16 protein-coding genes are annotated in these 17,218 nt (G+C 60.7%); 9 read left to right on the plus strand and 7 right to left on the minus strand.

Annotation, left to right across the window (positions count from 1 at the left end; translation table 11 throughout):
• The first annotated feature begins 95 nt into the window (after positions 1 to 95).
• A complete protein-coding gene (gene betA / locus BJ928_RS02705; protein ID WP_047628752.1) occupies positions 96 to 1,745 on the plus strand; it encodes a choline dehydrogenase in 1,650 nt (549 codons plus the stop codon).
• Between the two features lie 178 nt (positions 1,746 to 1,923).
• The gene (locus BJ928_RS02710; RefSeq protein WP_047627599.1) at positions 1,924 to 3,285 is read left to right on the plus strand and encodes a chloride channel protein; all 1,362 of its coding nucleotides are present in this window, start codon (positions 1,924 to 1,926) and stop codon (positions 3,283 to 3,285) included.
• A 63-nt stretch (positions 3,286 to 3,348) separates the two neighbouring features.
• Here BJ928_RS02710 and BJ928_RS02715 read toward each other — a convergent pair whose 3' ends face one another.
• Entirely contained in the window at positions 3,349 to 3,795 is a 447-nt protein-coding gene (locus tag BJ928_RS02715; RefSeq protein ID WP_047627601.1) for an Rrf2 family transcriptional regulator, read from the minus strand.
• A 489-nt stretch (positions 3,796 to 4,284) separates the two neighbouring features.
• On the opposite strand from BJ928_RS02715, the gene BJ928_RS02720 reads away from it, so the two are divergent.
• The 3 genes from BJ928_RS02720 (at position 4,285) to cysN (ending at position 7,595) form a co-directional block, all read left to right on the plus strand.
• Positions 4,285 to 5,022, plus strand: a complete 738-nt coding sequence (locus tag BJ928_RS02720) for a phosphoadenylyl-sulfate reductase (protein WP_047627603.1) — start codon at positions 4,285 to 4,287, stop codon at positions 5,020 to 5,022.
• Between the two features lie 127 nt (positions 5,023 to 5,149).
• Positions 5,150 to 6,103, plus strand: coding sequence for a sulfate adenylyltransferase subunit CysD (gene cysD, locus BJ928_RS02725; protein ID WP_047628754.1), 954 nt, complete (start codon positions 5,150 to 5,152; stop codon positions 6,101 to 6,103).
• Between the two features lies 1 nt (position 6,104).
• The gene (cysN, locus tag BJ928_RS02730) at positions 6,105 to 7,595 is read left to right on the plus strand and encodes a sulfate adenylyltransferase subunit CysN (RefSeq protein ID WP_047627605.1); all 1,491 of its coding nucleotides are present in this window, start codon (positions 6,105 to 6,107) and stop codon (positions 7,593 to 7,595) included.
• A gap of 154 nt (positions 7,596 to 7,749) precedes the next feature.
• Here cysN and hisC read toward each other — a convergent pair whose 3' ends face one another.
• The 3 genes from hisC to BJ928_RS02745 all read right to left on the minus strand — a co-directional run bounded on the left by hisC (position 7,750) and on the right by BJ928_RS02745 (position 10,422).
• Positions 7,750 to 8,808, minus strand: coding sequence for a histidinol-phosphate transaminase (gene hisC, locus BJ928_RS02735; protein ID WP_047627607.1), 1,059 nt, complete (start codon positions 8,806 to 8,808; stop codon positions 7,750 to 7,752).
• Between the two features lie 110 nt (positions 8,809 to 8,918).
• Complete coding sequence (locus BJ928_RS02740) at positions 8,919 to 9,386, minus strand: NUDIX domain-containing protein (RefSeq protein ID WP_047627609.1); 468 nt, start codon at positions 9,384 to 9,386, stop codon at positions 8,919 to 8,921.
• Positions 9,387 to 9,498: 112 nt separating this feature from the next.
• Entirely contained in the window at positions 9,499 to 10,422 is a 924-nt protein-coding gene (locus BJ928_RS02745; RefSeq protein WP_047627611.1) for a LysR family transcriptional regulator, read from the minus strand.
• Positions 10,423 to 10,603: 181 nt separating this feature from the next.
• Here BJ928_RS02745 and BJ928_RS02750 point away from each other — a divergent pair, with 181 nt between their 5' ends.
• From BJ928_RS02750 to BJ928_RS02770, 4 genes are all read left to right on the plus strand, one after another.
• A complete protein-coding gene (locus BJ928_RS02750) occupies positions 10,604 to 12,166 on the plus strand; it encodes an MFS transporter (protein ID WP_052227466.1) in 1,563 nt (520 codons plus the stop codon).
• A 211-nt stretch (positions 12,167 to 12,377) separates the two neighbouring features.
• Positions 12,378 to 12,743 carry a hypothetical protein gene (locus tag BJ928_RS02755; RefSeq protein WP_245432219.1) on the plus strand — a complete coding sequence of 122 codons (366 nt, stop codon included), beginning with the start codon at positions 12,378 to 12,380 and terminating at the stop codon, positions 12,741 to 12,743.
• Between the two features lie 434 nt (positions 12,744 to 13,177).
• Positions 13,178 to 14,239: a porin gene (locus BJ928_RS02760; RefSeq protein ID WP_047627613.1), complete on the plus strand. Its 1,062-nt coding sequence runs from the start codon at positions 13,178 to 13,180 to the stop codon at positions 14,237 to 14,239.
• Positions 14,240 to 14,658: 419 nt separating this feature from the next.
• The gene (locus tag BJ928_RS02770) at positions 14,659 to 15,717 is read left to right on the plus strand and encodes a 3-deoxy-7-phosphoheptulonate synthase (RefSeq protein WP_047627617.1); all 1,059 of its coding nucleotides are present in this window, start codon (positions 14,659 to 14,661) and stop codon (positions 15,715 to 15,717) included.
• 31 nt (positions 15,718 to 15,748) lie between these two features.
• On the opposite strand, the gene BJ928_RS02775 is transcribed toward BJ928_RS02770, so the two are convergent.
• The 3 genes from BJ928_RS02775 to msrB are packed head-to-tail and all read right to left on the minus strand — an operon-like array spanning position 15,749 to position 17,135.
• Positions 15,749 to 16,162 (minus strand): DUF6314 family protein, encoded by a 414-nt coding sequence (locus BJ928_RS02775; RefSeq protein WP_047627618.1) that lies wholly within the window; start codon positions 16,160 to 16,162, stop codon positions 15,749 to 15,751.
• Complete coding sequence (msrA, locus tag BJ928_RS02780) at positions 16,162 to 16,689, minus strand: peptide-methionine (S)-S-oxide reductase MsrA (RefSeq protein WP_047627620.1); 528 nt, start codon at positions 16,687 to 16,689, stop codon at positions 16,162 to 16,164. Before msrA ends, BJ928_RS02775 begins: the two co-directional genes overlap by 1 nt.
• Entirely contained in the window at positions 16,686 to 17,135 is a 450-nt protein-coding gene (msrB, locus tag BJ928_RS02785) for a peptide-methionine (R)-S-oxide reductase MsrB (RefSeq protein ID WP_047627622.1), read from the minus strand. Before msrB ends, msrA begins: the two co-directional genes overlap by 4 nt.
• Positions 17,136 to 17,218: the final 83 nt, after the last annotated feature.

A 17,218-nucleotide genomic window follows, 5' to 3' on the forward strand; every position in this document is an offset into this window, starting at 1 on the left:
ATCACCCCACCCCGGCCTTCGGCCGACCCTCCCCCTCAAGGGGAGGGTGAAGAACCGCCGCGATTTACGCCCCTATCCGTTTGGAGCACATGGTCATGCAAGCAGATTTCGTCATCGTCGGCTCAGGCTCGGCTGGCTCCGCCATGGCTTCCCGCCTGTCGGAGGACGGGAAGCATTCGGTCATCGTTTTGGAGTTCGGCGGCAGCGACTTCGGCCCCTTCATCCAGATGCCGGCGGCACTTGCCTGGCCGATGAGCATGGACCGCTACAATTGGGGCTATCTCTCCGAGCCCGAACCGCAACTCAACAACCGCCGCATCACCGCCCCGCGCGGCAAGGTGATCGGCGGCTCCTCATCGATCAACGGCATGGTCTATGTGCGCGGCCACGCGGAGGACTTCAATCGCTGGGAGGAGCTCGGCGCGCAGGGCTGGGCCTATGCCGACGTGCTGCCCTACTTCAAGCGAATGGAGCATTCGCATGGCGGCGAAGACGGATGGCGCGGCACGGATGGCCCGCTGCATGTGCGCCGGGGCGATGCCCGCAACCCGCTCTTCCACGCTTTCATCGAGGCAGGCAAACAGGCGGGCTTCGAGGCGACCGAAGATTATAACGGCAGCAAGCAGGAAGGCTTCGGCCTGATGGAGCAGACGACCTGGATGGGTCGGCGCTGGTCCGCGGCGACTGCCTATCTCAAGCCTGCCCTGAAGCGACCGAATGTGCAGCTCATCCGCTGCTATGCCCGCAAGATCGTCATCGAAAACGGCCGTGCCACAGGCGTCGAGGTCGAGCGTGACGGCAAGATCGAGGTGATCAAGGCGAACCGCGAGGTGATCGTCTCCGCCTCGTCGTTTAACTCTCCGAAACTGCTGATGCTTTCCGGCGTCGGACCGGGTCAGCATCTGCGCGACATGGGGATCGAGGTGAAGGTCGACCGGCCAGGCGTCGGCGCCAACCTGCAGGACCATATGGAATTCTATTTTCAGCAGACGAGCCTGAAGCCGGTGTCGCTTTATTCCTGGCTGCCCTGGTACATGCAGGGCATTGCAGGCGCGCAGTGGCTCTTATTCAAGAAGGGGCTTGGTACGTCAAATCAGTTCGAAGCCTGCGCCTTCTTGCGCTCGGCACCCGGTGTCAAGCAGCCTGATATCCAGTATCACTTCCTGCCGGTTGCCATCAGCTATGACGGTAAGGCGGCGGCCAAGAGCCACGGCTTCCAGGTGCATGTCGGCTACAATCTGTCAAAATCGCGTGGGAACGTCACGCTGCGCTCCTTCGATCCGAAGGCCGACCCGGTCATCCGCTTCAACTATATGAGCCATCCGGAGGACTGGGAGAAATTCCGTCACTGCGTGCGCCTTACCCGCGAAATCTTCGGACAAAAGGCCTTCGACGATTATCGCGGCGCGGAGATCCAGCCGGGGGCCAATGTCCAGACCGACGATGAGATCGACGCCTTCCTGCGCGAACATCTGGAAAGCGCCTATCATCCCTGTGGCACCTGCCGTATGGGCGCGAAGGACGATCCGATGGCGGTTGTCGATCCCGATACCCGCGTCATCGGCGTTGACGGGCTGCGTGTCGCCGACAGCTCTATCTTCCCGCATGTCACCTATGGCAACCTGAACGGCCCTTCGATCATGACCGGCGAGAAGGCAGCTGACCACATTCTCGGCAAGCCGCGGCTGGCGCGATCGAACCAGGAACCATGGATCAATCCACGCTGGGAGACGAGCGATCGCTGATGGCCGGGCATGGCTCGGGCACACAATATGTTGACCTCGGTGCGCAAGGGGCGCAAAGAGACGTCAGCAAAGTGAAGCTCTGTAAGACAGTGTGACTATCTTAAGACGTCGTTTTTAAGCAGATTGCCCGAACAGAGTCCGCAAAGACCCGTCCATCAATCCGCCGGTCACATGTCCCATGCCCCCAATCTACCGCAAGTCCAAGCTACTCCGCCGTTCCCGCGTCATCTGGGGCTCCTTCAATCTCTGGCGGCCGCGCTTGGTGTTCTGGACGGGTGCGCTGGCGATCGGTGTAATCAGCGTCGGCTTTGCCAAGGCAGCCGATCTGGCGCAGCGGGCTTTTACCGGCGTCACCCAATCGGGTGAGTGGATGTGGCTGCTGCCGCTGGTGCTGACGCCGCTCGGCTTCGTGCTCTCGGCATATCTCGCGGCGACCCTGTTTCCCAATTCGCAAGGCAGCGGTATTCCGCAAGCGATTGCCGCGCGGCACCTGCATCATGACGAGGATCGCACGAAGCTGCTGTCGCTGCGTCTCGCCTTCGGCAAGATCGTGCTGACCATATTAGGGCTGCTGACTGGCGCTTCCATCGGCCGCGAAGGGCCGACGGTACAGGTCGGCGCTTCCTTTATGCTGGCCGTGGCCCGCTTCAGTGGTATGGCGCAGGCGAAGGGGCTGATCCTTGCCGGTTCCGCCGCCGGCATTGCGGCTGCCTTCAATACGCCACTTGCCGGCATCGTCTTCGCCATCGAAGAGATGAGCCGCACCTATGAATCGCGCGCCAATGGTCTGGTCCTGACGGCCGTCATTCTCTCCGGTCTTGCCGCACTCGGCCTTTCCGGCAGCTACAACTACTTCGGCACGGCCGATGCGGCGCCGACGATGTTTCGGGACTGGATCGTAATGCTGATCTGCGGTGTCGGCGGCGGGGCGCTCGGCGCCACCTTCAGCGGGCTGGCGCTCTATGCCGGCATCCGCATCCGCCGTTGGGCGCAACCGCAGCCGCTGAAGCGCATGCTGATCCTTGCCGGCGTCTGCGGCCTCATCGTTGCCGCGGTCGGCGTAATATCCGGCGGCCAGACCTTCGGCACCGGCTACGAGCAGGCCCGTGGCGCGGTCGAGGGGCATGCCCTGCCGCCGCTCTTCTTCGTCGGCAAGTTGCTGGCAAGCTTCCTGTCGATGATCTCGGGCATTCCCGGCGGCATTTTCGCACCATCGCTTGCCGTCGGCGCCGGCTTCGGCAGCACGGTCGGCACGCTGGTTGGCGGTGGCGTGGCGCTTGCGGCAATCCTCGGCATGGCCGGCTATTTCGCCGGCGTTGTCCAGGCGCCGATGACAGCCTTCGTCATCATTCTGGAAATGACCGGAGATCATCAGGCCGTCATCCCGATCATGGCGGTGTCGATGATCGGCTACGTCACCTCGCGGTTGTTGTCGCGCGAACCGCTCTATCACGGCCTGTCCCGCGTCTTCATCGCCGCGGCCATCCGTGCCCGGCGCGCCATGGAAAAGGAAGGCGGCGAAGAACACGCCGCCCACTAAGAGCGGATGCCCTCCCCCTAGCGGGAGGAAAGACCCGAGGGGCTTCCCTTGATTTAATCTATGCTAGGCCATCAGCCTTGCGACTTCGGCGCCTTCCGACTGCGCCACCGCATCTGCGATGGTCGTCGAGAACAGCACCTTGCGGGTCGCATCGGCAACCCTGGCGAAGACGTGGCGGATTTCGCAGGTCTGCTCACCGTCGCAATCGTCACAGCGACGATAGGCTGTCAGTGACAGACAGGGCAGCGGCGCCAGAGGCCCGTCGATGACGCGAAGAATTTCGCCGAAAGTGATTTCCGCCGCCGGTTTGCGCAGCAGGTAACCGCCCTGCTTGCCGCGGCGGCTGATCACGATGCCCTGATGTTTCAGGTCGAGAAGGATCTGTTCCAGGAATTTCTTCGGGATCTTCTGCTGGGCCGCAATGTCTGAAATCATCATCGGCTCACCCGCCTGGGACTGGGCCAAGGCAGATAGCGCCCGCAGCGCATATTTTGCTTTCTGAGTAATCATTTCGAACCGCTTCACACACACATGCGATACGATCGGCCGATGGAATCGACCGGTCCGCTCCCGAACTCCTCAGCCCTCGTCCCCGGGGCATTTTCGAAGCACCCACACCCATGGCGCAAGGCCAGGGAACATCAGCAACCCAGACTTGTTGTCATTCTTCGTCGCTATGCCCATAGTTTAGCGCAAAATCCACTGCAGCGCATCAATTTGGGCATCACTTCGGATTTCCGTTTGACAAGCTATGTGTAACTCTACTATTTCTATAGACATTAAAGCAAGCACTTAAACATGGCGAGCCATATCAAGTGCTTCCGGAAGGCCGCCATCGGTGGCAAATCGCCTTGGTTAACAGCCGAGGCGGTCGCTTTTCCTTATCGACGCCGCTTCATGGAGATATTTACTCTCCAGCCGCTCGCTTTCGAAATCTATTTTTCTGTCCGCTGCCCTGACTAGCTGCGATACTCCTGGCAACATCAGGACAGGACCCCAATGACTGCCATTACTTCAATTGAAGACGCCGCGGCGCTCAACAGCCAGCTCGCATCGCTCGATCTTGCCGGCCGTCTGTCCCTCGTCGCGGGCCTGGGTGGTCGTGCCGTGTTCACGACCTCGCTCGGGATCGAGGATCAGGTCATCACGGCGGAGATCGGCAATCACCGTCTGCCGATCGAAGTGGCGACGTTGCAGACCGGCCGCCTCTTTCCCGAAACGCTCGCCCTCATCGACGAGACGGAAAGCCAATACGATATCCATATCGTCCGCTACGAACCCGATCAGGCCGATATTGATGCCTATGCGGAGAAATACGGTCTGAACGGCTTCTATGAGAGTGTCGAAGCCAGGCATGCCTGTTGTGGCGTGCGCAAGCTGAAGCCGCTTGCGCGCGCTCTTTCAGGTGCCACCATCTGGATCACCGGCCTGCGCCGTGGCCAGTCCGCCAACCGCGCCGACACACCCTTTGCCGAATTCGACCCCGAGCGCAATCTCATCAAGATCAATCCGCTTGCCGATTGGGACATTGATGTCATCCGAGCCTATGTCGCCGACAACAGCGTGCCGGTGAATCCGCTGCATGCGCGGGGCTATCCCTCGATCGGCTGCGAGCCCTGCACACGGGCCATCAAGCCCGGCGAGCCCGAGCGTGCCGGCCGCTGGTGGTGGGAAAACGACGAAAAGCGCGAATGCGGCCTGCATGTCCACGAAGAAGGTGCTGCCGCAGCACAATGAAACACCCGCCGGCTCCCGGCCGCCGATCCAAGGCGCGTTTCACACGCCGCCGATCAACCGGGAACCAACGCATCCATTCTTTCCGGCCAAGTTTCGGTCGGGACATCTAGAAGTTCTGGAGTCGTCAATGCCCGATAGCCGTCCGGATACGGAAATCTCCAATCCGCAAAGCGTCAAGCCGCCGCTCGATCCGCATCTGAAAGCGCTGGAAAACGAGGCGATCCATATTTTCCGCGAGGTTGCGGCCGAATTCGAGCGTCCCGTGATGCTCTATTCGATCGGCAAGGATTCGTCCGTGCTGCTGCATCTGGCGCGCAAGGCCTTCTACCCCGGCCGCGTCCCCTTCCCGCTGCTGCATGTGAACACCGGCTGGAAATTCGCCGAGATGATCACCTTCCGCGACGAGATCGTGAAGAAGTACGATCTCGACCTGATCGAGCATATCAACCCGCGTGGCAAGGCTGAGAACATCACGCCCTTCACCTATGGCTCTGCGCGCTATACCGACATCATGAAGACGGAAGCGTTGCGTCATGCCCTCGACGCCGGTCAGTTTGATGCCGCCTTCGGCGGCGCGCGGCGCGACGAGGAGGCATCGCGCGCCAAGGAGCGCATCTACTCCTTCCGCACGCCCGATCATCGCTGGGACCCGCGCAACCAGCGCCCGGAACTGTGGAACGTCTATAACGGTCAGATCCGCAAGGGCGAAAGCGTCCGCGTCTTCCCGCTCTCCAACTGGACCGAGGTCGATATCTGGCGATACATCCAGGCTGAGGAAATCCCGATCGTGCCGCTCTATTTCGCGGCCAAGCGCCCGGTTGTCGAGCGCGACGGCATGATGATCATGGCCGCCGATCCGCGGCTCGAACTGCTGCCAGGCGAGGTCAAGCGCGAGGAACTCATCCGCTTCCGCACGCTCGGCTGCTTCCCGCTGACCGGTGCCATCCGTTCCGCCGCCACGACCCTTGAAGAGATCATTGCAGAGCTGGAAATCGCCACGGTTTCCGAACGGCAGGGCCGCGCCATCGATCGCGACCAATCCGGCTCCATGGAAAAGAAGAAGCGTGAAGGATATTTCTGAGATGACCGTCAACGCAAACGTCGTCGCCATTCCCGCTGTTGGGCCCGCAGCCGAACCGGCCAAGGCTCTTCGCGATTCGCGTCCCCTTCGCTTGATCACCTGCGGCAGCGTCGATGACGGCAAGTCCACCCTGATCGGCCGTCTTCTCTGGGATACCAAGGCGGTCAAGGAAGATCAGGCCGCCACGCTGCAGCGCGATTCCACGGGCAAGCAGAACGATCTCGGCCTGCCCGACTTCGCCTTGCTGCTCGACGGCCTGCAGGCCGAGCGCGAACAAGGCATCACCATCGATGTCGCCTATCGCTATTTCTCGACCGACAAGCGCTCCTTCATCGTCGCCGACACGCCCGGCCACGAGCAATATACCCGCAACATGGCAACCGGCGCTTCCACGGCCGATCTCGCCGTTCTGCTGGTCGATGCGCGCATGGGCATTCTCGAGCAGACCCGCCGGCACGCAACGATCGCGTCGCTGCTCGGCATCAAGCAGTTCGTGTTGGCCGTCAACAAGATTGATCTGACCAATTACGATCGGGCCGGCTTCGAGAAGATCACCAACGACTTCCGCGAGTTCGCGCTGTCGCTCGGCGTCAAGCAGATCACGGCTATTCCGATATCGGCGCTGAAGGGCGAAAACGTCGTCTATTCCGGCCAGGCGGCGATGCCGTGGTATACCGGTCCGACGCTGGTCGAGACGCTGGAACTGGCGACCGTTCGCTCTGCGCAGACGGTCGGTTTTCGTCTTTCAGTCCAGCGCGTTTCCCGCCCGGGCGAAAGCTTCCGCGGCTATCAGGGCACGGTTGCCGGCGGTTCGGTGAAGCCGGGCGACAGCGTCATGATCCTGCCGTCGGGCATGGTCGCCAATGTCTCGAAGATCGTCACCTACGATCTCGTGCGCAACGCGGCCGTCGCAGGCGATGCTATCACCCTCGTTCTCGATCGACAGGTCGACGTCTCGCGCGGCGACATGATCGTCGCCATCGACAGCCAGCCGCAGACCGGTCTTTCCTTCGATGCGCAGATCGTCGCGCTGCAGCCGGAGGGTATCGAACCCGGCAAGCGCTACTGGCTGAAAAGCGGCAGCCGCCGCCAGCGCGTCCAGGTGCAGCCGATCGCCCAACTCGAGCTGAAGACCGGCGCATGGGCACCGGCGCAGGCGCTATGGATGAACGCCATCGGCAAGGTTCGCCTGACCTTTGACGAAAGCGCCATCTTCGACCCCTACGAACAGAACCGCTCGACCGGCTCCTTCATCCTGATCGATCCCGAAAGCAACAACACGGTTGCTGGCGGCATGATTACCGGCAAGCGCTCCGACGTCGGCGGCATCCACAAGGATGGCCAGCGCGTTCTCCTGTCGCTGCCGGCCGATCTCGCCGAGCAGATCATGGCAAGCGAACTCTTCGCCAGCCGTCGCGACGAAACGGACGTACGCCGCGTCACCGCCGCGCAGGCCGCCGAAATCTGGGCGAACGCGGCAAGCGACATCTGATCGCTTTCTTTCATATGTAAGAGAGGAAGGCGGCGAGCTCGGCTCGGCCGCCTTTTTCATTTGTGGCCCTGCGGCGCCAAGGCGACTTTCGATCGGTCAGACGGAGTTTGGGGTCGTTGAAAGAGACCTCGGCGCAGTCTTCCGAGGTGTCAGGTCAATGCAATATGTCCTTGAGCGCCGCCACCAGCCGATCGCATTCCTCATCCGTGCCGATGCTGATGCGCAGGAAGTCGCCGATCCGCTCCGCCGAAAACCGTCTGACCAGAATGTTCCTGCTCCGCAGCTCAGCCGCCAGTTCCGCACCCGGCCGGCTCGGATGCCGCGCGAACAGGAAGTTGGCGGATGACGGAAGGACGTGGAAGCCAAGCTCCTTGAGCATGGCGGCCAGCCTTTCGCGGCTGGCGATGATCAGGTCGCGATGATGGTCGAACCAGGCCCGATCCTTCCAGGCAGCCGTCGCACCTGCCAAGGCTAGCCGATCGAGAGGATAGGAATTGAAGCTGTCCTTGACCCTTTCCAGAGCCTCGATCAGAGGCCTTTGCCCGACGGCGAAGCCGACGCGCAGGCCGGCAAGCCCGCGCGACTTCGACAGGGTCTGGACGACCAGGAGGTTCGGATAGTTCCGGACAAGGGGAACGGCGCTCTCGCCGCCGAAATCGACATAGGCTTCGTCGATGACCACAAGCTGATCGGGATGATCCCGAAGAAGGCTTTCGATATCAGCCAGAGGCAGGCCGATCCCTGTCGGCGCATTGGGATTGGGCAGGATAATCGCGCCGCAGGGCTGGCGGTAATCATCAAGGCAAACCCGCATTTCCGCATCGACCGGAGCCTGCCGGTATGTGATGCCATAGAGGCGGCAATAGGTCGGATAGAAGCTGTAGGTGATATCGGGAAAGAGCAATGGCTCTTCATGGTTCAGCAGCGCCTGGAATGTGTGGGCCAGAACCTCGTCCGACCCGTTGCCGACGAAGACCTCATCCTTGTCGAGCCCGAAGCTTTCCGCGATTGCGATGCGCAGCTCCCGCGCCGTCGGGTCCGGATAGAGACGAAGCGTATCGGACGCGGCCTTCGAGATCGCCTCCAAGGCAAGCGGCGAAGGGCCATAAGGGCTCTCATTCGTGTTAAGCTTGGTTATTCCGCCCGTGGTCGGCTGCTCGCCGGCGACATAGGGAATGAGAGAATGAACAATAGGGCTCCAGAAGCGGCTCATCGTGATTTCCAAGTTTGGCGGTTGCAGGCGGCTCGATATCGCGTACTTCAATTTTACGGACTGCTGTCGCGGACGCCAGCGTAGAGCGGTATCTTTTGCGCCATGCGGGACTACCGGATTGACCCGGTTTGAGCGATGGTCGGAAACAAAAGCTCTATCGGATAGGGAAGCGCGAGCTTAGGCATCTCATCGAAAGCCGTGTATTTCAAGCTGGCCGTCTCGGTGTCCGTAAACCCGCCTGGCTCGCCGCTTGTCGCGCATTTGAACAGCACGACCAGATACTCAACCTGATCTCCATTCGGATAGGTGTAGCGAAAATCACAGCCGCTAAACACGGCCAGAATTTCCGACCGGATAACCCGCAGCCCTGTTTCCTCCAAGACTTCGCGCTCTATTGCCTGTTGCGGCGTCTCACCCAATTCGATTGCGCCGGCGGGCAGGCTCCAGCCTTCACCCGACGACTTTTCTTGAAGAAGCAATCGTCCCGCCTCGTCTGAAATGACTGCGGCAACGCTTGGCAAAATGATGAGTTGGGAACCCAGTTTTGAGCGTAGCGACTTTATGTAATCCGAAGACATGGAAGCTCAGCAGGTCAATGAGGACACCGCCACCTTAAGGGGTTCGCACCTGTCGTCAATGACCGCGGTCGACCGCTCATGCCGTCAAAGGCCAACCAGCATGGGCCCTGCTTCACGGCTTCGTAGCGGCCGGCAGAACATCGCAGCTCTTGGCGAAAAGCCGCTCACTCAGAAAATCGACGAAAACGCGGACCTTGGGCGACATATGACGGTTGGACGGCCAGAGCAGATGGAAGTGGCCGGGCTCGTCGATGAAATCATCGAGAACGGTTCGCAACTTGCCGTCGGCGAGCGAACTACGCACAAGGAAATCCGGCATGCAGCCGATGCCGAGACCCGCGACCGTCGCGCCGCGCACCGCCTCCATATTGTTGCAGGAGAAGGCCGTCCGCATCCGCAGATCCAACTCGCCCTCTGGCATTTTCAATGGCCAATCCTGCAGCTTGCCGCTGTTCGGGAAACGAAAGCGGATTGCCAGGTGCTCATCGAGCGCGCGCGGACAATCAGGCAGGCCGAAACGGTCGAGATAACCAGGTGCTGCACAGAGCAGCATCTGAAACGGCCGCAGGGTGCGCGATATCAACCGCGAATCCGGCAGGTCGCCGCTGCGGATCGCGACATCGACCCCCTCCTCGATCATGTCGACGATGCGGTCGTTGAAATCGATATCGAGCTCGACCTCAGGATAGCGAGCGACGAATTCCGGTACGACGGGCAGGAGGAAGTGATAGCTGACGATCGGCACGCTGACGCGCAACCGTCCGCGCGGCACCGCCACCGCCTGGGCAAGCGAGGCCTGCGCGTCGTCGAGATCGTCGAGCACCCGCCGGCAACGCTCATGAAAGAGGCGCCCCTCCTCGGTCAGCCGGATGCTGCGCGTGGAGCGCTGCAGCAGCCGGACGCCAAGCTGATGCTCCAGATTGCTCACTGCCTTGCCGACGGCGGAGGCCGAAAGGCCGAGCACGCGCCCGGCGGCCGCAAAGCTGCCAAGATCCGCCGTGCGAACGAAAGCCGTCAAGCCGCTCAGGCGATCCATGGGCACGCTCCATTCGAGAGTTTTGTTCCGGGATAAATGGAATTATAAGCCAATTATCATCCAATTGCAGCAAATATATCTTGCTGAGGTCATTTGAAGCGCGTGGGCGGCGGCCTTTTGGTCAGCATCGCTCCCAGGATTGCCCGCGGCTTCCCCCTTGCTCAAACTCAACGGTAATCGGATGATCTCTCCTCAGACAAAGGTCGCAAGCCCGACCGAGAAATTCTTCGTGCTCGTCGCAGTCTGCTGCGCTGCGGCGGCGATGCCCCTCACCTTCACCGGCCCGGCCGTTGCCTTGCCGGCTATCAGCCGGACGCTCGGCGGCAGCCCGATCGCCCTCAACTGGGTGACCAACGCCTTCATGCTGACCTTCGGCAGCTGCCTGATGGCGGCAGGCGCGCTCGCAGACAGCTTTGGCCGGCGGCGCATTTTCCTGACCGGCGTCGGCAGCTTTGCGCTGTTTTCAGCCGGATTGGCGCTCGCCAAAGACATCGTCTGGTTCGACATCTTGCGGGCGTTGCAAGGGCTCGGCGCCGCAGCCGCCTTTTCCGGCGGCATGGCATCGCTGGCTCAGGAGTTCGACGGCGCGGCGCGAATGCGCGCCTTCAGCATCGTCGGCTCGAGCTTCGGCGTCGGCCTCGCTTTCGGGCCGATCGCATCCGGCCTGATGATCGATGCTTTCGGCTGGCCGTCGATCTTCATTCTTGTGGTTGCGCTGGCGCTGCTCGCGTTTGGCCTCGGCGCCCGCTTCCTGCGCGAATCCCGCGATCCGGATGCGACAGGCCTGGACTGGCAGGGCGCACTGAGCTTCACGCTTGCCCTGACACTCTTCACCTATGGCGTCCTGCGCGCGCCCGAAACCGGCTGGAGCGATCCGCTCGTCATTGCCCTGCTGATAGGCGCGGCATTGTTCTTCCTCGCCTTCGGCATCATCGAACGCGTCGTGAAGAGGCCCATGCTGGATCTTAGCCTGTTTCGCTATCCGCGCTTTGTTGGCGTGCAGCTTCTGGCAGCCGCCCCAGCCTACGCCTTCGTCGTGCTGCTGATCCTTTTGCCGGTTCGCTTCGTCGGCATCGAAGGCATGAGCGAGATCGCCGCCGGGCGGATGATGGTCGCGCTTTCGGCGCCGCTGCTGATCCTGCCGATCGTTGCCGGGCTTCTCACCCGCTGGTTCAGCCCGGCGACGATCTGCGGCACCGGCCTCCTCATCTCCGCGGCGGGTCTTTTCTGGCTCAGCCACTTTACCGCCGGCACCGCCCCATCGGCGCTGATTGGCCCGCTGCTGGCGATCGGCACCGGTATCAGCCTGCCCTGGGGCCTGATGGACGGGCTTGCGGTCAGCGTCGTTCCCAAGGAACGCGCCGGCATGGCAACCGGCATCTTCAGCACCACCCGCGTCGCTGGTGAGGGCGTGGCGCTGGCGATCGTCAGCGCCATTCTCTCAGCCCTTATCCAGTCGAGCCTCGGAGCATCGGCGGGCGAGCGTGCATCGGTCGCGGCGCAACAGCTCGTCACGGGCAATCTGGGCGCGGCGGCAACGAATGTGCCGGCGATCGGTCATGACGCCATCATCCAAGGTTATGGCCATGCCTTTAGCGGACTGCTTTGGCTCCTGACCGCTATCACGGTCATCACGGCTGTCGTCGTCTTTTCCTTCCTCGGCCGGTCATCTTCGGTAACTCCCACGGAAGATCTCGAGCAGTTGCAAGAGGGTGAAGACGCGCTTCGCGTATCGAAGGCCTAAGTTGCATCGACTGCTGGCCGGGAGGTAACCCGGCCAGTCACGCCGCACAGCAAAAGGGCAAATCAAAGGCTGGGAACGGCCGAAAGATCCGCCGCAGCGCAACAGAATGTTTCGAAACCACATAAAATGTGCGCGCCGTATTCGCGTCCGAACGGCCTTCGGAGCAGTGTCAGGCTGGTGTTTGCATCCGCCGCTGCTATATCATATCCCCATGATATCAGACCGGTTTTTGAAGATCATTGCCTGGACCTATATTGCGACGCTCATCGGCGTGACCTTTGCGCATCTCAATTGGCAGGCCGCATTCGGAAATCCGTTTGACATCTTTCGTGCCGTCGCACTCTGCATCGCGGGCATGCTCGCGCGTCTCGCCTACCCGCAGTCGCCTTCCTTCACCTGCCTGCTGATGATCGGCAGCGTGCTGGCGCTTTCCGTTTCGCATCTGCTGACAAGCGGCAATTACGGTTCGACGCTCGACATCATCGTCGGCATGACCAGCGGGCTCTGGGGCATCATGATCGGCTCGATGCTGAGCAAGCTGATCATCCCGGCCTCCAAGCGACCCGCGTCGTACTGATCGCACCGGACAAACCACCTATCGCTCGACCATACCGACCTTAGTTCTTGCACGGGCACCACAACCCTCGTGCAAAGGATCAAGCGCGCAGCCGCGCGGCCTGACGCTCGTCAGAAATATTATCAAATAATATTCGAATGAAATAAAGTATATGATTGTACCACAAAATGACTATTGCGCAGCCAATATTATGCAGGACTTACTATCTATGTTTGCAGATGTTGCTTTCCTGCAACTAAAATTTAAAAATCACGAAAAAGTCATCCTGAGAGAAATATATCATATAACTTTGCAGGAATTCGTCTTTAATGACGACCAGAAGCGGGTGGGGCCCGTTTCTCCCGAGTCGGGGTTTTTAAACAGGGATAGGGTCAAGGCACGTCGATTTTTCGGCGCGAATGCCTATGCCCAATCTATATTGGATTGGAGTACTTATGAATATCAAGAGCCTTCTTCTCGGCTCCGCTGCTGCCTTGGTAGCAGTTTCTGGCGCCCAGGCGGCTGACGCTATCGTTGCTGCCGAGCCGGAACCGTTGGAATATGTCCGCATCTGCGACGCATTCGGCGCTGGCTATTTCTTCATCCCGGGCAGCGAAACCTGCCTCAAGATCGGTGGTTATGTCCGTACCGAAGGCAAGTGGTACGACGCTTATAACCCGCGTTCGACCAACGGCACCTACTGGCGTAGCCGTGCGCACCTGACCGTCGACACCGCGACCGACACCGAATACGGCGCGCTGAAGACCAACACCGTTCTGCGTTTCGACTGGAACGACGGCGGCGCCACCACCACCAAGCTGATCTTCGCCAACATCAGCCTCGGCGGCTTCACGGTTGGTAAGCTCGACTCTCAGTACAACCTGTACACGGGTTATGCTGGCGGCGTCATCAACGACGACGTGGTCTATGACGGCCCTTACGAACTGAACCAGTTGACCTACAACTACGACGCAGGCAACGGATTCACCGCTGTTATCTCGCTCGAAGACTCGAACTCCGGCGCCGGTGCCACGGGCGTAAACGGCCGTAGCAGCGTCAACCACTACACGCCGGACGTTGTTGCAGGTCTCGGTTACAAGGCTGGCAACTTCGGCTTCAAGATCGTCGGCGGTTACGACTCGATCGTCGAAGAAGGCGCCATCAAGGCTCGCGTCGATGCCGACTTCGGTATCTTCAAGGCCTTCTTGATGGCTGGCTGGAACACCGACGGCGACCAGCTGAACAAGTACGCCAGCTCGAACGGCGCTGGTCCGGCCAAGAACATCGGCTGGGGCGACTGGGCGACCTGGGGCGGCGTAACCGTTCCGATCAACGCCAAGCTGCAGGCAAATGCTCAGGTTGCCTACACCGACTCGAAGATCTTTGCCGCCACGGCGAACCTCAAGTTCACCCCGGTCAAGAACTTCCAGATCACGCCGGAAGTCTCCTACACCAACTGGGACTCCATCAATCAGGACCAGTGGTCGGGCATGCTCCGCTTCCACCGCAGCTTCTAATAGCTCGTTTACGAGATCTGATCTGACTTGACCCCTGATCGGATGGGGGCCGGCCTTACTTCCAGCGAAGTCGGGCCGGTCCTTCCGAGGCAGGGGTTAGTTATTTTGCCCGGCGCAGTTCTGTCTATCGAGAAGGATCAGCGCACCGGAGGCGGCGGTGGGCTGCTGCCAAGAGTAGATGTGGCGCTATCCTCCCAATTCTTATTCCTCCTCATCGACATCCAGTATTTTTTGTCGTAGAGACAGCGCATGTCTTTGAACCATGCATATGCCTCGCGATTTTATTCGTACCGCTGCTCTCAGCGGAGCCGGGCCTGTGCGTAGTTAGAAGAGACACGACAGCAAAGACCCGAACAGCCGCTAGTTCTACCTGGCGGCTTTTTTGTCGCCACGGTATGACCCCAAAAGGAACCGATACCGTGTTGAATTCCACTGATGACCTGCGCATTGTCGAGATCACGGCGTTGACGCCGCCCTCTCGGATCATCGACGAAATCCCCCGCGACGAAGCCGTGACAGCGACCGTCACTCAGGCGCGCAATGCCGTTCACAATATCCTGCAAGATGAAGATGATCGGCTGATCGTCGTGATCGGCCCTTGCTCCATCCACGATCCGGCTGCGGCACATGAATATGCAGCACTCCTCAAGCAACAGCGGGACCGTTTCGCCGACGATCTCGAAATCATCATGCGCGTCTATTTCGAAAAGCCGCGCACGACCGTCGGCTGGAAGGGCCTAATCAACGACCCGCATCTCGACGGCAGCTACCGCATCGAGGAAGGTCTGCGCATCGCCCGCAAGCTGCTGTTCGATGTCAACGAGATCGGCCTGCCGGCAGGCTGCGAATATCTCGATACGATCACGCCGCAATATATTTCCGATCTGGTGAGCTGGGGCGCTATCGGTGCCAGGACGACCGAGAGCCAGGTGCATCGGCAGCTCGCGTCGGGCCTCTCCTGCCCCGTCGGCTTCAAGAACGGTACAAATGGCGACGTACGTATTGCGCTCGACGCGATCGTCGCGGCATCGCAGCCGCACCACTTCCCGGCCGTGACCAAGGAAGGCCTCGCCGCAATCGCCTCGACGCGCGGCAACGAGGACTGCCACATCATCCTGCGCGGCGGTAAAGTGCCCAACTATGATGCCGCAAGCGTGCAGTCGACGGCGGAACAATCCCTCAAGGTCGGCCTCGAGCCGCGGATCATCATCGATGCCAGCCACGCCAACAGCAGCAAGAACCCGGAAAACCAACCGCTTGTCGTCACCTCGGTCGCGGAGCAGGTCGCAGCCGGCGATCGGCGGATCAAGGGCATGATGATGGAGAGCAATCTCGTTGCCGGTCGCCAGGATCTCGTGCCCGGCAAGCCGTTGGTCTATGGCCAGAGCATCACCGATGGCTGCATCGACTGGCCGACCTCCGTCCGGACACTGGAAGACCTGGCAAGAGCCGTTCAGGCACGACGCCAAGCGCGCTGACACCATCTCTCATTCGGGAGACCGGCTCGGGTCAAACACGTCGGTAGTGCGCGAGGCTCAGATAGTTTTTTCTGGGCCCGCGCACGTGCCACATCTCGGCCCAGGCATCGGGCGAGCGAAAGAACAGACGGCCCCGATAGAGATCGGCACCACAATGATGGGTGACGCGCTGCGAGGCGCCGTCACCGATGCGAATGAATTCCGAAAGATTGGGGAAACGCACGACGAGATCGTTATCTACGTCATCGAGCCGATAGGTGCGGCTGCTTCTCAGTGTTGCGTGATCGCTTCGCGTATCGCCGTGTTCCTCGAACTGGACAGGCGTCACGAACGCCTGCCCTTCGAATATGATCAGAGAGCGATTGAAGCGATCGATGATCCGCCGCTTCACCTCCCATGTGCCGAGGAAGAGGCTCAGCCGGCCAAGGCCGGCCGATCCTTCCATCAGGAGGCCGCGCGCTGTGCTGCGTCAGCCTGCCGGCGGGGCAGTTTCCAGCCCGGCCGGACGAAGTGGCACGTATAGCCGTTCGGATAGCGCTCCAGATAATCCTGGTGCTCCGGCTCGGCCTCCCAGAAATCGCCAACCGGTGCGACCTCGGTGACGACATTGCCGGGCCACAGGCCGGAAGCGTCGACATCGGCGATCGTATCCAAAGCGATCTGCTTCTGCTCCTCGCTGGTGTAGAAGATCGCCGAACGGTAGCTCAAGCCAACATCATTGCCCTGACGATTACGCGTGCTCGGATCGTGGATCTGGAAGAAGAACTCCAGCAGATCGCGATAGCTGATCTTCTGCGGATCGAAAATGATCTCGATCGCCTCGGCATGGGTGCCGTGGTTGCGATAGGTGGCGTTGCGGACATCGCCACCGCTGTAGCCGACGCGCGTCGAGATGACGCCATTGTAACGGCGGATAAGATCCTGCATGCCCCAGAAGCAACCGCCGGCGAGAACTGCGCGTTCCGTTGTCATCTTACATCCTCCACTTGATCGATGTAGGCACCATAACCCTCTGCTTCCATGCGGTCACGCGGTACGAAACGAAGCGAAGCGGAATTGATGCAATAGCGCAGCCCGCCGCGATCGATCGGTCCGTCCGGGAAGACATGGCCCAGATGGCTGTCACCACCGGCCGAGCGCACTTCGACGCGCACCATACCGTGCGACATGTCCGTCAGCTCGCTGACATTCGCGGGCTCGATCGGCTTGGTGAAGCTTGGCCAGCCGCAGCCGGAATCGAATTTATCCGCAGACGCAAAAAGCGGCTCGCCCGAGACGATATCGACATAGATACCCGACTGCTTGTTGTAGAGATATTCGCCGGATCCGGGACGTTCCGTGCCGCTCTGCTGCGTCACGCGATACTGCTCAGGGGTAAGCTTGGCTACTGCCTCTGCCGTCTTGCTGTATTTGCCCATTGTTGTTCTCCTTGCCCCTCGGCACGCCTTCCGAGCTTGGCCTGATGTCTCAATGAGGACTCTGGAGGGCCGGATGAAGCTCG

Source organism: Rhizobium sp. WW_1 (assembly GCF_003610155.1).
Taxonomy (GTDB): Bacteria; Pseudomonadota; Alphaproteobacteria; order Rhizobiales; family Rhizobiaceae; genus Rhizobium; species Rhizobium tropici_A.

Bases quoted from the DNA above. Each gene is read 5' to 3' on its own strand.
- BJ928_RS02745 (WP_047627611.1), bottom strand. From the start codon at position 10,422: ATGGATCGCCTGAGCGGCTTGACGGCTTTCGTTCGCACGGCGGATCTT.
- cysN (WP_047627605.1), top strand. From the start codon at position 6,105: ATGACCGTCAACGCAAACGTCGTCGCCATTCCCGCTGTTGGGCCCGCA.
- betA (WP_047628752.1), top strand. From the start codon at position 96: ATGCAAGCAGATTTCGTCATCGTCGGCTCAGGCTCGGCTGGCTCCGCC.
- BJ928_RS02760 (WP_047627613.1), top strand. From the start codon at position 13,178: ATGAATATCAAGAGCCTTCTTCTCGGCTCCGCTGCTGCCTTGGTAGCA.
- hisC (WP_047627607.1), bottom strand. From the start codon at position 8,808: ATGAGCCGCTTCTGGAGCCCTATTGTTCATTCTCTCATTCCCTATGTC.
- BJ928_RS02755 (WP_245432219.1), top strand. From the start codon at position 12,378: ATGATATCAGACCGGTTTTTGAAGATCATTGCCTGGACCTATATTGCG.
- msrA (WP_047627620.1), bottom strand. From the start codon at position 16,689: ATGACAACGGAACGCGCAGTTCTCGCCGGCGGTTGCTTCTGGGGCATG.
- cysD (WP_047628754.1), top strand. From the start codon at position 5,150: ATGCCCGATAGCCGTCCGGATACGGAAATCTCCAATCCGCAAAGCGTC.
- BJ928_RS02715 (WP_047627601.1), bottom strand. From the start codon at position 3,795: ATGATTACTCAGAAAGCAAAATATGCGCTGCGGGCGCTATCTGCCTTG.
- msrB (WP_047627622.1), bottom strand. From the start codon at position 17,135: ATGGGCAAATACAGCAAGACGGCAGAGGCAGTAGCCAAGCTTACCCCT.
- BJ928_RS02750 (WP_052227466.1), top strand. From the start codon at position 10,604: ATGATCTCTCCTCAGACAAAGGTCGCAAGCCCGACCGAGAAATTCTTC.
- BJ928_RS02775 (WP_047627618.1), bottom strand. From the start codon at position 16,162: ATGGAAGGATCGGCCGGCCTTGGCCGGCTGAGCCTCTTCCTCGGCACA.
- BJ928_RS02740 (WP_047627609.1), bottom strand. From the start codon at position 9,386: ATGTCTTCGGATTACATAAAGTCGCTACGCTCAAAACTGGGTTCCCAA.
- BJ928_RS02720 (WP_047627603.1), top strand. From the start codon at position 4,285: ATGACTGCCATTACTTCAATTGAAGACGCCGCGGCGCTCAACAGCCAG.
- BJ928_RS02710 (WP_047627599.1), top strand. From the start codon at position 1,924: ATGCCCCCAATCTACCGCAAGTCCAAGCTACTCCGCCGTTCCCGCGTC.